The organism is Bradyrhizobium sp., assembly GCF_049691595.1.
GTDB lineage: Bacteria > Pseudomonadota > Alphaproteobacteria > Rhizobiales > Xanthobacteraceae > Bradyrhizobium.
On record NZ_JBAVNZ010000182.1, the window covers coordinates 1 to 12,298 of the forward strand.

Here is a 12,298-nt window from a genome sequence, read left to right on the forward strand (position 1 = left end):
GCGCAATGGGGGCCCGCGCGGCCAAGGCCAAGGGGGTGCTCGCCGCCGCGGTCGCGGGCGCCGTGTTGTCAACGATCGCAACCATCGTCCAGATGGTGCCTGTGTTGGCCGCCACCAGCACGGCGACCCTTTTGGCCCTGGCGGTTCCGCTCGTATGCGGCGGGTTGGCGGCCACCATCTATGGCGTCGTGTTTACCGTTTTGGCGCTGCGGCAGCCGGCGGAACCCGAGGTGCAAAGCGGCCGCGCGTTCAGCCTCTCGACGGCATTGGTGTTCGCGTCGACCCTTTCTGTCATTCTCGTCGCTTGCGCCGCGCTGCAGGACCAATTCGGGGAAAACGGCGTTATTCTTGCCGCGGCGATTGCCGGTTTTGCCGATACGCACTCGGCCGCGATCTCGGTCGCTTCGCTTGTCGCCGCCGGAAAACTTGAAGCCCGCGATGCCATCCTGCCCATTCTGGCCGGTTTTACGACCAACTCCATCAGCAAAATCCTCCTCGCCGCCACGAGCGGCGGCCGGCCCTTTGCGCTTCGCGTGATCCCCGGATTGATCATCGTCGCGCTGGCCACCTGGGCGGGCGCGTTCTACGGTCGGATCGCGGGCTGAGGCGGCGTACACGGCGCACCGGGGCGAACTTCCCTGCTGCCGGCACGAGCCGGAAAAATCAGATCACGATCTCCCGCAACACCCGGCGGCAATCCATCTCGTATTCGAGATCGACCACCGGCGGGCGCGCGAAATGCCAGGTCAGGCCGGAACGGGCGGCGCCGCGGCGGACCAGTTCATCGGTCATGACCGGATGGAAATCGTGCACGGTGTAGACCTGCGCCGCCGTGGTGTCGCTCCACTCGAAGCCGAATTCGCCGAGCCGGCGCTCCATCTCTTCGACCGTGAAGCGGACTTTTTCCTTCCACGCCTGTGGACTCAGATCGCGGTAGCGCACGATCCGCTCGGGGTAGCTTCCCGGTCCATCGCGCGCCTCGGCGCTGCCGGCGATCACGAAGGACGGCGTCGTGCTCGAAGTCGTTCGCGTAAAGGAGAACGCATAAAACGACGGCTCGGCCGGCGGGTCGATCTCCGGGCAGACATTGCTGCGCGCCACCGGATTGATGGTGCCGTCGAACAGGCCCCATTCCGCGAGCGTTTTGACGTAATGCTGGTTGAAGGCGCGAAAGCCGTCCTCGCTGAATGCCGCGGGCGAACGCAGTTCGCAGGCACAAAACGCCGTGCGCGGCCGTCCCGCCGCCTGAATGTGCCTGGCGATCCGTGCGAACCCCTCGGCCAGCGGCAACGGTCTGTCGAAGCGCACCCGCTCGACCTCAAAACCGGCATCGGCGGCAGCGCCGCTCGAATACTGGAACACGGCCGGAATGAACCGGTAATTTCCGGCCGGAAAGTCGCTGGTCATCGCGCGATCCCCACCTATTCCAGTTGCATGCGCACGCCCTTGGCGCCGTTGAGCAGCCGCTTCAAGTGGAAACCGGCCAGCGCGTCGTCGGCGTGCAGGCCAACCAGCGCCGCGAACGCCGGCATCGCCGCGGCGTCGCCGGCTTCGAGCTTGGCGAAGGCTCGCGCATATTGCGCCGTCGCCGTCCCCGCGAACGCGGCCTTCGGCAGCGGCTCGTAGGCGCGCAGCGGTTCGCTGCGGCCGCGCAGCATGAGATCGCCGACCGGCCGCCCCAAAAATTTGCCGGCGCCGGCGGCGACCGTGGCGCTCACGCAAATCCGGGTTCCCAAGAACTTGTTGGCGGCCTCGAGCCGCGCCGCGGTGTTGATGGTATCGCCATAGGCCGTGTAATCGAAGAACCGGTTGCCGCCGAAATTGCCGACCAGCACCGGACCGGCATGAACGCCGATGCGGGTCGCGCCGAAGTCGACGCCTTTGGCTTTCCAGCGTTCGCGAAACTTGATCGCCCAGGAATCGAGATCGTGCGCGCAGGCCACCGCACGCGCCGCATAATCCGGCTGGTCCTCCGGGGCGTTGAACAGAATATGGATTCCGTCGCCGATGATCTTGGCAACCGTACCTTCATGCTCGAACACGACCTCGGTCATTCCACCCATATACTCGTTGAGCAGCGTACTGAGCATTTCAGGGGCCAGCGCCTCTACCAGAGAAGTAAAGCTGGTCACATCGGTGAAGATGGCCGCGACGTCGCGGCGATGCACGTCCATGCCGTCGCCTTCGGACGCAAGGCGGCTTGCGATCTGCGGCGAGAAATAGCGCGACAGCGAGGCATGGGCGCGCTCGGCCTCGGCCTGGCGGCGGCGCGCCTCGCGCATCATCTCGACATGGCGGATGGTCTTGTCGATCGTCAGCTCCAGATCGCCGAAATCGATCGGCTTGGTCAGGAAATCGAACGCGCCGCGGTTCATCGCGGTGCGGATGTTGCTCATGTCGCCATAGGCTGACACGATGATGGTCGATTTCTTGTCCTCGGCCTCCTGCAGCTTCGCCAGCAGCGACAGTCCGTCCATCCTGGGCATGTTGATGTCGGAGACCACCATGTCGACCTGCGGGTGCTGCTCCAGTCTCTGCAGCGCCTCGATTCCGTCACGGGCGAACATGAAGCTGACCACGCCATCGCGGATCTGCTTGCGGAATTTCTGCAGCACCAGAGCTTCGAGATCGGGCTCGTCGTCGACGACGAGGATGGTCGCCGTCATGCCGCCTGCCCGAGCCTGGTGTCGATCTCGTGCCGCAGCAGCGCGAAGTCGATCGGCTTGGTCAGAAGACCGACCGCGCCGCGCTCGATGGCTTTCCGGCGCGTCTCGGCGTCGCCATAGGCGGTGATCATGATGACGGGAACGTCGGGACGCTCCGCGCGCACTTTCGGCAGCATCTCCAGGCCGCTCATGCCGGGCATATTGATGTCGGACAGAATCAGGATCAGCGATGGGTCGCGAATCTCCGCGGCGCGCGCCAGCGCCGCGGGCGCCGATGGTGCGAACTCCATCATAAATCGCCCGGACTTGATATCGCGCCGGAACTGCTGCCGAAACAGGGCTTCGACGTCGGGCTCGTCATCGACGACGAGAATGTAAACGCTCAATTTTTGCCTCCAGTAATTGCCTGTGCTGCGCCTGTTCGCGGCAGCGTAATAATGAATTCGGTAAATAGGCCTGGCTCGGTCTCGACGTCGATCTTGCCACCATGCTGTTTCACCACGATGTCGTGGCTCATCGACAGGCCGAGCCCGGTGCCCTCGCCGGCAGGCTTGGTGGTGAAGAAAGGGTTGAACATTTTCTCCTTCACTTCCAAGGGGATACCTGTGCCATTGTCGCGGATGCGGATTTCAACGCGGTTGCCGAGGCTTTTCGTCGAAGCCTTCAAGGTCGGCTCGAAGGTGTCGCCGCCAGCTTCCTTGCGCTTGGTGGCGGCGTAGAAGCCGTTCGAGATCAGGTTGAGGAATACCCGCGTGATCTCCTGCGGATAGAGATCGATCATGCCGGCATCGGGATCGAGCTCGCGCAGCAGCGTGATGTTGAAGCCGGATTTTTCGGCGCGCGCGCCGTGGTAGGCGAGATTGAGGCTCTCCTCGACGATGGCGTTGATGTCGGCGGGCCGGTGCTCGCCCGAGCCCTCGCGCGAATGCAGCAGCATGTTCTTGACGATCGAATCGGCGCGCTTGCCGTGCTGCACCACCTTTTCGAGGTTGCCCTTGAGCATATGGGTGAGTTCGTCGATCTCTTCGCGCGTCTTGTCGTCGAGCGCGGCCGGCTTCAGCACGTCGTTAAGTTCATCGATCAATTCCGTCGAAAGCGCCGAGAAGTTGTTGACGAAATTGAGGGGATTCTTGATTTCATGGGCGATGCCGGCGGTGAGCTGGCCGAGCGAGGCGAGCTTTTCGGTCTGCACCAGGCGGTCCTGGGTGGTGCGCAATTCCTCGAGGGAAAGTGACAGCTCGCTGGTGCGTTCCTGCACCTGCTCGAACAAGCGCACGTTCTCGATGGCAATGACAGCCTGGTCGGCAAAGGTCTGTACCAGATCGATCTGGCGCTGGCTGAATGGTCCGGGCGCCGGCCTTCCCAGCAGCAGCACGCCTTCGACCGCGCCGTCGCGCGTCAGGGGCACCGCGAGCACCGCCCTGTAATCGCCGATCACCGGAGCCTGACCAAAATTGTACTCGGGATCGAGCTGCACGTCCGGAACATGGACCGGCTTGCCGTCCATGAAGACCCGGCCGGTGAGCGTGCCACGGCCAGGCCTGATCGGGTTGGCCTGCATGAAATCGATGAAGGCCGGCGTACAGCCCGATTCGGCCCGCAGCCGCATCACCTCGCCATCGCGCAGGCAGATGATGCCCAGCGATGCGCCGCACAGCGCCTTGGCCGATTCCGTCAGCGTGGTCAGCACCGATTTCAGGTCGAAGGCGGAGCGGCTGATGACCTTCAGCACGTCGGCGGTCGCGGTTTGTTGTTGAAGCGACTCGCTCAACTCCGCCGTCCGCTGTTCGACCTTGTTCTCCAAATCCGCATAGGATTCCTGAAGACGCGCGCCCATGTCGTTGAATTGATTGGCAAGTCCTTCCAGTTCGTCGCCGGTTTTGATGTCGATGCGCTGGGCGAAGTCGCCGCTGCCGATCCGGTCCGCGCCGACCCGCAACGCCTGGATCGGGCCGACCATGCGCCGAGCCAGGAAGATCCCGGCGAGCACGGCGAAGCTCGAGGCCGCCAGCAGCACGATGGCGAGGCGTTGCAGCGCCTGGTACAGTGACGCATGGGCTTCCTGGGCCGGAAGCTCGACGAACATGGTCCAGCCCAGAGGCGCGATCGGGGCGGACGCCGTCAGCACTTCCTGGCCCTGGATGTTGAGCGAGCCCTGCAGCGCGTCCGCGCTTCCCGACCTTGCGGCCTGCACCTGCGCCAGCTTCGACATGTCGGTGTTGCGCAGCACCAGGCTGATATCGGGATGGGCGATCAGGCGCCCCCCCGAGCCCACGACATAGGCATGGCCGCGCTCGCCGACCTTGATCTGCGAGACCACGTCCCAGATCAGCTTCAGATTGACCTCGGCGATGCTGACGCCGGCATCCTTGCGGGTGCCGGCCAGCGACAGCGTCATGTAGGGCTCGGACTCCCGGCGAAAGTACACCGGCCCGTAATAGACCTTGTTGGCGACGGCCTCGGCGAATTTCGGCTCCCTGGAGAGGTCGAGCCCGCTGTCGACGACGTCCATCGCGAGCCGCGAGACCCGCAGGCGTTCCTTGCCGGTCGAATCGATCTGCGACAGTTCGGTGATCGCCGGCACCTGCCGCAACAGCCGCAGCGCGTCGAACCGGCGGTCCTGCAGCGATCCGGCTGACCAGGGCAACTGCGTGGTCCAGCCCAACTGACTTTCGATTTCCTTGATGAACTGGCTGATTTTGGCGGCCGCGGCTTCCGCCTGCTCGTGCTGAATCCGAATCAGGGACGCCTTGTGCTCGCGGTAATAGAAGAAAACCTCGAAAATCCCGTTGGACAAGAGTGCAACGCCGACCACCGCGACGAACAGCGCGACGTACTTGGTGAATAGCCTGCTGCGAACCTTCGGCCCCGACGATTCGGCGGCGGGGGCCGCGGCCGCAGATGCCGCCAGAGTCCGGCCCTCGGGCGTATCAGGATGCAGGGAGATGCTCATCCCGCCCAAGTTAGCAAGAACGGCGGAACTTGTCTCTTGCCGCGGCGCGGGAGGATTGAACGACGGCGGCGACCGAAGCCGCCGCCCCCCGCCTCCGGCCGACCGAGTTTCTCAGGTCGGCTTCAGCGCCGGCCGGGCGAGATCGAAATCCGCGATCTCCCTGGTGCGCTCCGACCCGGCTTTGGCGCGGTGGTCGGTCGCGATCGCCACATAGACGGCGGGCAGCACGAACAGCGTGAACAGGGTGCCGATCGACATGCCGGCGACCACCACCAGCCCGATCGAGAATCGGCTCGCGGCCCCCGCCCCGGTCGCGGTCAATAGCGGCAGCAGGCCGGTGACCATGGCCGCCGTCGTCATCAGGATCGGCCGAAGCCGCACGCGGGCCGCCATCTCGATCGCCGAGCGCCGGTCGAGACTTTCCTTGAGCTGCAGCTCGTTGGCGAACTCCACCATCAGGATGCCGTGCTTGCTGATCAGGCCGACCAGGGTCAGCAACCCGACCTGGGTGTAGATGTTCATGGTCGCCAGGCCAAAGAACAGCGGGATCAGCGCGCCGACGATCGCCATGGGGACGCTGATCATGATCACCAGCGGATCGCGCAGGCTTTCGAACTGCGCCGCCAGCACCAGGAAGATGATGACGATCGCGAAGCCGAGGGTAATCAGAAGCTGACTGCCTTCCTGCACATATTGGCGGGCGTCAGCCAGATAATCGTGGCTGAAGCCGGCCGGCATTTTCTTCGCCTCGCCCTCGAGGAAGTCGACGGCCTGGCCAACCGTGACGCCCGGCATCGGCACCGCCTGGAAGGTCGCCGAGTTGAGCTGATTGTAGTGCGTCAGCGAGTTGGGATCGGTTCCGGTCTCGATCGACACGATGGTCGACAGCGGCACCAGCTGCCCGGTGCTGGTCGGCACGTAGTAGCCGCCGAGCGACTCCGGCGACAGCCGGATGCCGCGCGGCACCTGCGGAATAACCTGGTACGACCGTCCCTCGAGATTGAAGCGGTTGACGTAATTGCCGCCGAGCAGCGTCGCCAGCGTGCCGCCGACCTGCTGCATGTTGATGCCGAGATCGCTGGCCTTGGAGCGGTCGATCTTGACCCGCACCACCGGCTGGTTGAAGTCGAGATCGCTGTCGGACACGATGAACAGCCCGCTCTTGCGCGCGGCATCCTTCAGCTTCGCCATCTGCTCATAGACCGCCTGGAAGCCGGCGGTCGAGTTGATCACCATCTGCACCGGCAGGCCGCCCGGTCCGCCCGGCAGCGGCGGCAGGTTGAACGCGAACGCATTGATCCCTTCGATCTTGCTCAATTCCGCCTGCACCAGCGGCTTCAGCTTGATCGACGAACGCTTCCGCTCGTCCCACGGGCTCAGCAGCATGCCAGCGATGCCGTTTTGCGGGCCGTTGATGCCGTTCAGGACGAAACGCAGATCGGTTTCCGGAAACCGGGTAAACGCCTTGTCGAGCTTGTCGCCGTAGAAATTCAGATAGTCGATGTTGGCGTATTTCGGCGCCTTGGTCAGCGCGAACACGATGCCCTGATCCTCTTCGGGCGCGAGTTCCTTCGCGGTGTGCATATAGAGGAAGCCAACCAGCCCGAGGATCGTCAGCGCGAACAGCCCGGTGATCGGACGATAATCGAGCGAACGGTCGAGCTGCCGGCCATACCAGTGCGTCATCGTGCCGAACACCCGGTTGACGATCCCGGCGAAACGCCCCTCTTCGGCGTTCCTCAGCAATACCGAACACATCATCGGCGACAGCGTCAGCGCGATCACGCCGGACACGATCACCGAGCCCGCCAGCGTGAAGGCGAATTCGCGGAACAGCGACCCGGTCAAGCCGCCGAGGAAGCCGATCGGCGCATACACCGCCGCCAGCGTGATCGTCATCGAGATCACCGGACCGGCGATTTCGCGCGCGCCCTGCAGCGACGCCTGCACCGGCGTCTTGCCCTCCTCCAGATGGCGATGGATATTCTCCACCACCACGATGGCGTCGTCGACCACGAGCCCGATCGCCAGCACCATCGCCAGCAGCGTCAGCAGATTGATGCTGAATCCCATCGCCAGCATCAGGCTGCAGACGCCGACCAGCGACAGCGGGATTGTGACCACGGGAATGACGACCGAGCGAAACGACGCCAGGAACAGGAAGATCACCACCACGACAATCAGCACCGCCGCGCCCAGCGTCTTCTCGACCTCGTCGATCGACGAGCGAATGAATTTGGTGGAGTCGTAGGCCACTTTCATCTTCATCGACGGCGGCAGGTTGCGTTCGAGCTCCGGGATCAGCGCCCGGACGCCCTTCACCAAGGTCAGCGGATTGCCCTGCGGCGTCGCCTGCACGCCGATGAAGATGGCACGCTCGCCGTTGAAGGCGACGCTGGCATCGGTGCTCTGGGCGGCGAGTTCGACGGTCGCGATGTCCTCGATGCGCACGAAGCCGCCATCCCTGGCCTTGACGATCATGCGCTTGAACTGATCGAGGTTTCTCAGGTCGGTATTGGTCGAGACGTTGGAGACGATGAAGTAGCCCTTGGCCTGGCCCGCGGCGGCCTGAAAATTGTTGGCGGCGATGGCGGCGGCGACATCGCCCGGCGACACGCCGCGTCCGGCCATCTTGACCGGGTCGAGCCACAGCCGCATCGCAAAGGTCTGGCCGCCGAGAATGTCGGCCGACGCCACGCCGTCGACCGTCGACAGCACCGGCTGCACCACCCGCGTCAGATAGTCCGAGATCGCCGATCCCGACAGTTCGTCGCTGGAGAAGCCGAGATACATCACCGCGGTGGTCTGCCCGGTCGTCTTGGTGACAATCGGGTCGTTGGATTCCTTCGGAATCAGATATTTGACCGAGTTCACCTTGGCCAGCACCTCGGTCAGCGCCTGGTTCGGGTCGAAATTGAGCTTGATGAAGACCTGGATGGTGCTGGTCCCCTGCACCGACGACGAGGTGATGTAGTCGACGCCTTCGGCGGAAGCGACCGCCTGCTCGATCGGTGTGGTGATGAAGCCCTGGATCAGGTCGGCCGACGCACCGGGATACACGGTCACGACGTTCACGACCGTGTTCGACAGCTTTGGATATTGCCGCAGCGGCAGCACGGTCGCGGCGCGCAGACCGATCAGCAGGATCAGCAGGCTGACGACGACCGAAAGGACCGGGCGCTTGATGAAGATATCGGTTAAGGCCATCGCACGTGTCCCGCTTGGTTAAATCAGGGCATGATCTTTTTCGAAAAACCGGTGCCCGCTTTTTCGGATCATGCGTCAGTAGCGCGGCGGCTTTGCCGGAATCGGCGGCGGCGGATCGGCCGAGATCGTGACCGCCGCGCCCGGCTGCAGCTTGAGCTGGCCGACCGCGACGACGCGGTCGCCGGGCTTGAGGCCCTTGAGGATCTCAGCGCGCCCCTCGATCCGGCTGCCGGTCTGCACGAAAGTGCGGGTGACCGTCAGGCTGGTCTTGCCATCCGCTTCCTTCTCCGTGATCAGATAGACCGAGTCGCCATAGAGCGTGTAATCGACCGCGGTTTCGGGAACGGTGACGACCGGCGGCCTGTCCGGCAGCACCACGGTGGTGGTCGCGAACATGCCGGGCTTGAGGATGTGATCGGGATTGGCGATCGTCGCCTGCACGCGGATGTTTCGCGTATCGGTCGCGATCTGCGGCTCGATCGTGGTGATCTTGCCCTCGAAGGTGCGGCCGGGATAGGCGTCGACCGCGACGCGCACGGTCTGCCCGACCTTGAGCTGGGCGCTGTCCTTTTCGGTCACGGTGAAGTTCGCATAGAGCATCGACAGATCGGTCAGCGAGACGATCTGGGTTCCCGCGGTCAGATACTGCCCGACCTCGACCTTGCGAACGCCGAGTTCGCCGTCGAACGGCGCGCGCACCAGCTTCTGCGAGATGATGGCCTCGGTCTTGGCGATGCCGGCATTGGCCTGGTCATAGGCCGACTGCGCCTGGTCGACGGTCGCCTGCGGCCCGAACTGGCGCGCGGCCAACTGCTTGGCACGCTCGAGCGAGAGCTGCGCCATCGTCGCCTGCGCCTTGAAGCTGGCGAGATCGCCCTGGTCGGGACCGTCGAACAGCTGCAGCAGCGGCGTGCCGGCCTTCACGCTGGCGCCCGCGGTGAACATGATGTCGGTGATGCGTCCGTTGACGTCGGAGGTGACATTGACCTGATGCACGGCGGCGAGATCGCCGACCGCGGTCAGCAGATTCGGGATGGTCTCGGATTTGGCTTCCGCAATGCTGACGCTTGCCGGCGGTGGCTTGTTGTTGGCGAAAATCCCCTTGATCAGGTTGGCGCGGAAAAATTCGAAGTAGACGATACCGCCAGCGACGGCCGCCAGCGCCAGCCCGACGATGATGAACCAGCGCAGCATCCGCACCGGACGCTTGCGCGGCTTTTCGCCGATCGGCTTGCCCGAAATAGGGGTTTCGGTGACGATGTTCATGTCATGCACTTTCTGCGGCTACCGATGGTCCCGAATTCGGCGACAGCTCGCGGTCCAGATGAGCAATGATTGCGGCTTCGTTAAGTCCGATTCCGCGCAGGATGAATTGACAAAGCTGCCGTTCGAGATCGGCCGCATTGCCGTAAGCAAGACACGGTACCGCCGGAAGCCTCGACAGCGCCGCCATCAGCAAGGTGTGATGCGCAAACCAGAACAGGTTGAGAGGTTCGGTTCCAATCCGTAAGGCATCGCCCGCCGCCACCGCCCGTTCGATCGAGGCCGTGAACACCGGGCCGATCAGGTCGCCGACTTTCGCATAGAGCAGCCGGGCGAATTCGCCGTCGTCGAGATGGCTGGTCGTCATCAGCCGCAGCCGCTGCGCATCCTGTTCGTCGGGCCCGTTTGATATCTGCATGAAGTGCCCGACCATGCCCTTGACCAGTTCGACCAGCGTCGCGGTCGACGGCTCCTGGCCAAGCAGATGCGCGAGATCCGGATCGGCCTCGCATTCTTCCGCGAGGATTTCCGCGTAGAGCGCCGCCTTGGACGGAAAGTGCTTGAACAGCAGCCCTTCCGAGATCGCGGCGGCCGCCGCGACGCTTTTGGTGGTGGTGCCGGCAAAACCGTTGCGGGCAAAGCACCGCTTGGCGGCGCTCAGGATCAATTGCCGCCGCAAATCGCCGGTCATGCGCAGGGTAGACATGGACACGTGAGTAAGCACTCACCTTGATCTATGTCAAGGAATTATTGCAGCGCAAAAAGCCCCTCCGGCTCAAATCGTCGTGTCCCCCAGCGATCCCGGATGCGGTTGATGACGAAGGTGCCGTTACAATTTGGACAACGTGCTCTTAACTCTACCTCGGCTGTCGGCTTGGCCGTAGATACGATATAATTTGAGTATGACAAAAGCCCAGGTAAAGGAAATCCTCGACCGCGTATTGACCTGGCCGCCGGAGCGGCAGGAGGATGCAGCGCGCGTGCTGAGAGAGATGGAAGAGCAAGATAGCAGTAGGCTGCAGCTGAGCGCAGAGCAGGTCGCCGAGGTACGGCAGCGGCTGGCCAACCCAAGTCGCCAGACGATTCCCGCGGAAGAAGTGTTCAAGCGCTTTCGTACGCCCTGAACATGAAGGTCACGTTCGAGCCTGCCGCGCGCGATGACCTCGATCGCATCTTCGCCTGGATTGCCAGGGAGAATCCGCGTGCCGCATTGGCAATGATCACGCGCATCGAGGCCAAGGTTACGCGGCTTGAAAATCCTGAACTGGCGTATATGGGTCGTCCCGGCCTCGTTGAAGGCACGCGCGAACTGCTCGAATGGCCGTACATCATTGTGTACAAGGTCGACGGCGTTCGCCACGAAATCGTCATCGTGGCAGTCGTGCATGGCGCGCAGGATCGCGAGGGGCAGGCACCGTAGCAGTGGCGCCATCGGTATCGGTCAAATTCAACACTAAATCGGCTTATGCCCCAGCGATCCCCGGATGCGGTTGACGATGAAGGTGCCGTCCCGGCTCGACAGCACGCGCTCGAGATTGGCGGCGTCGATCTTCACGCTGGCAAAGCGCGGCCCGCCGGAAACGTCCTGCAGGGTCGATGCAAAGGCCTCGACCTCGGCCATGGTCGTGATCGCGCGGCTGTCAGCGATCCCGCAGGCCCTGGCGACGCCGACGAGGTCGGCCGCGACCGCGGTGTGGCTCATCTGCCCGCCGGTCTCGCCGTAGCACTCGTTGTCGAGCACGACGATCGAGAGGTTTCCCGGCTTTTGCAGGCCGACGGTCGCAAGGCTGCCCATGCCCATCAGCATCTCGCCGTCGCCGGTGATGACCACCACCGGCAGTTTGGGCTGGGCCAGCGCGATGCCGAGCCCGATCATCACCGCGCCGCCCATCGCGCCCCAGAGATAGAGGTTGCGGTCGTGGTCGCCGGCCGCGGCGATGTCATAGGTCGAGGCGCCGAGGCCGCCGACGGCGATGGCCTGCTTGCGGTTCGCCAACAGGCGGGAGACGACCTTGCGGCGATCGAGAAGATTGGCTTTGCTCATTTGGTAAAAACCTTCGCCCCGATCAGGCGCTGCGACAACAGCACGGCGGTCGGCGTGCAGGCGTTATAGGCCTGCATGGCAGCGGCCTCCACCACCTCGCGCACCTCCCGCGGATGCTGGGCCCGCAGCACCTTGATGTCCGACAATTCGAACACGGCCTCGGTG

Annotated in this window: 11 protein-coding genes; 3 read left to right on the forward strand and 8 right to left on the reverse strand. The window is 63.8% G+C overall.

Features of this window, described 5'->3' with window-relative positions:
• On the forward strand, positions 1-605 hold a 605-nt coding region (locus tag WCE35_RS08340), incomplete at its 5' end, for a DUF4010 domain-containing protein (RefSeq protein ID WP_424592873.1).
• A gap of 58 nt (positions 606-663) precedes the next feature.
• On the opposite strand, the gene cnbZ is transcribed toward WCE35_RS08340, so the two are convergent.
• The 7 genes from cnbZ to WCE35_RS08375 all read right to left on the reverse strand — a co-directional run bounded on the left by cnbZ (position 664) and on the right by WCE35_RS08375 (position 10,795).
• Positions 664-1,407 (reverse strand): 2-amino-5-chloromuconate deaminase CnbZ, encoded by a 744-nt coding sequence (gene cnbZ / locus WCE35_RS08345; RefSeq protein WP_424592874.1) that lies wholly within the window; start codon positions 1,405-1,407, stop codon positions 664-666.
• Between the two features lie 14 nt (positions 1,408-1,421).
• Positions 1,422-2,666, reverse strand: coding sequence for an adenylate/guanylate cyclase domain-containing protein (locus WCE35_RS08350; protein ID WP_424592875.1), 1,245 nt, complete (start codon positions 2,664-2,666; stop codon positions 1,422-1,424).
• The gene (locus WCE35_RS08355) at positions 2,663-3,052 is read right to left on the reverse strand and encodes a response regulator (protein WP_424592876.1); all 390 of its coding nucleotides are present in this window, start codon (positions 3,050-3,052) and stop codon (positions 2,663-2,665) included. The genes WCE35_RS08350 and WCE35_RS08355 overlap by 4 nt, the downstream gene beginning before the upstream one ends.
• Positions 3,049-5,619 carry an ATP-binding protein gene (locus WCE35_RS08360; protein ID WP_424592877.1) on the reverse strand — a complete coding sequence of 857 codons (2,571 nt, stop codon included), beginning with the start codon at positions 5,617-5,619 and terminating at the stop codon, positions 3,049-3,051. Before WCE35_RS08360 ends, WCE35_RS08355 begins: the two co-directional genes overlap by 4 nt.
• Before the next feature lie 111 nt (positions 5,620-5,730).
• Complete coding sequence (locus WCE35_RS08365; protein ID WP_424592878.1) at positions 5,731-8,826, reverse strand: MexW/MexI family multidrug efflux RND transporter permease subunit; 3,096 nt, start codon at positions 8,824-8,826, stop codon at positions 5,731-5,733.
• A 75-nt stretch (positions 8,827-8,901) separates the two neighbouring features.
• Positions 8,902-10,092 (reverse strand): efflux RND transporter periplasmic adaptor subunit, encoded by a 1,191-nt coding sequence (locus WCE35_RS08370; protein WP_424592879.1) that lies wholly within the window; start codon positions 10,090-10,092, stop codon positions 8,902-8,904.
• Between the two features lies 1 nt (position 10,093).
• Positions 10,094-10,795 carry a TetR/AcrR family transcriptional regulator gene (locus WCE35_RS08375; protein WP_424592880.1) on the reverse strand — a complete coding sequence of 234 codons (702 nt, stop codon included), beginning with the start codon at positions 10,793-10,795 and terminating at the stop codon, positions 10,094-10,096.
• 196 nt (positions 10,796-10,991) lie between these two features.
• Between WCE35_RS08375 and WCE35_RS08380 the strand changes: the two genes are divergently transcribed.
• Both WCE35_RS08380 and WCE35_RS08385 read left to right on the forward strand, forming a co-directional pair.
• Entirely contained in the window at positions 10,992-11,213 is a 222-nt protein-coding gene (locus tag WCE35_RS08380) for a hypothetical protein (RefSeq protein WP_424592881.1), read from the forward strand.
• A 2-nt stretch (positions 11,214-11,215) separates the two neighbouring features.
• On the forward strand, positions 11,216-11,509 hold the full coding sequence (locus WCE35_RS08385) for a type II toxin-antitoxin system RelE/ParE family toxin (RefSeq protein WP_424592882.1): 294 nt from the start codon (positions 11,216-11,218) through the stop codon (positions 11,507-11,509).
• A gap of 33 nt (positions 11,510-11,542) precedes the next feature.
• On the opposite strand, the gene WCE35_RS08390 is transcribed toward WCE35_RS08385, so the two are convergent.
• Positions 11,543-12,133 (reverse strand): thiamine pyrophosphate-dependent enzyme, encoded by a 591-nt coding sequence (locus tag WCE35_RS08390; protein ID WP_424592883.1) that lies wholly within the window; start codon positions 12,131-12,133, stop codon positions 11,543-11,545.
• Positions 12,134-12,298 lie beyond the last annotated feature (165 nt).

Bases quoted from the DNA above. Each gene is read 5' to 3' on its own strand.
- cnbZ (WP_424592874.1), bottom strand. From the start codon at position 1,407: ATGACCAGCGACTTTCCGGCCGGAAATTACCGGTTCATTCCGGCCGTG.
- WCE35_RS08350 (WP_424592875.1), bottom strand. From the start codon at position 2,666: ATGACGGCGACCATCCTCGTCGTCGACGACGAGCCCGATCTCGAAGCT.
- WCE35_RS08360 (WP_424592877.1), bottom strand. From the start codon at position 5,619: ATGAGCATCTCCCTGCATCCTGATACGCCCGAGGGCCGGACTCTGGCG.
- WCE35_RS08365 (WP_424592878.1), bottom strand. From the start codon at position 8,826: ATGGCCTTAACCGATATCTTCATCAAGCGCCCGGTCCTTTCGGTCGTC.
- WCE35_RS08370 (WP_424592879.1), bottom strand. From the start codon at position 10,092: ATGAACATCGTCACCGAAACCCCTATTTCGGGCAAGCCGATCGGCGAA.
- WCE35_RS08375 (WP_424592880.1), bottom strand. From the start codon at position 10,795: ATGTCTACCCTGCGCATGACCGGCGATTTGCGGCGGCAATTGATCCTG.
- WCE35_RS08380 (WP_424592881.1), top strand. From the start codon at position 10,992: ATGACAAAAGCCCAGGTAAAGGAAATCCTCGACCGCGTATTGACCTGG.
- WCE35_RS08385 (WP_424592882.1), top strand. From the start codon at position 11,216: ATGAAGGTCACGTTCGAGCCTGCCGCGCGCGATGACCTCGATCGCATC.
- WCE35_RS08390 (WP_424592883.1), bottom strand. From the start codon at position 12,133: ATGAGCAAAGCCAATCTTCTCGATCGCCGCAAGGTCGTCTCCCGCCTG.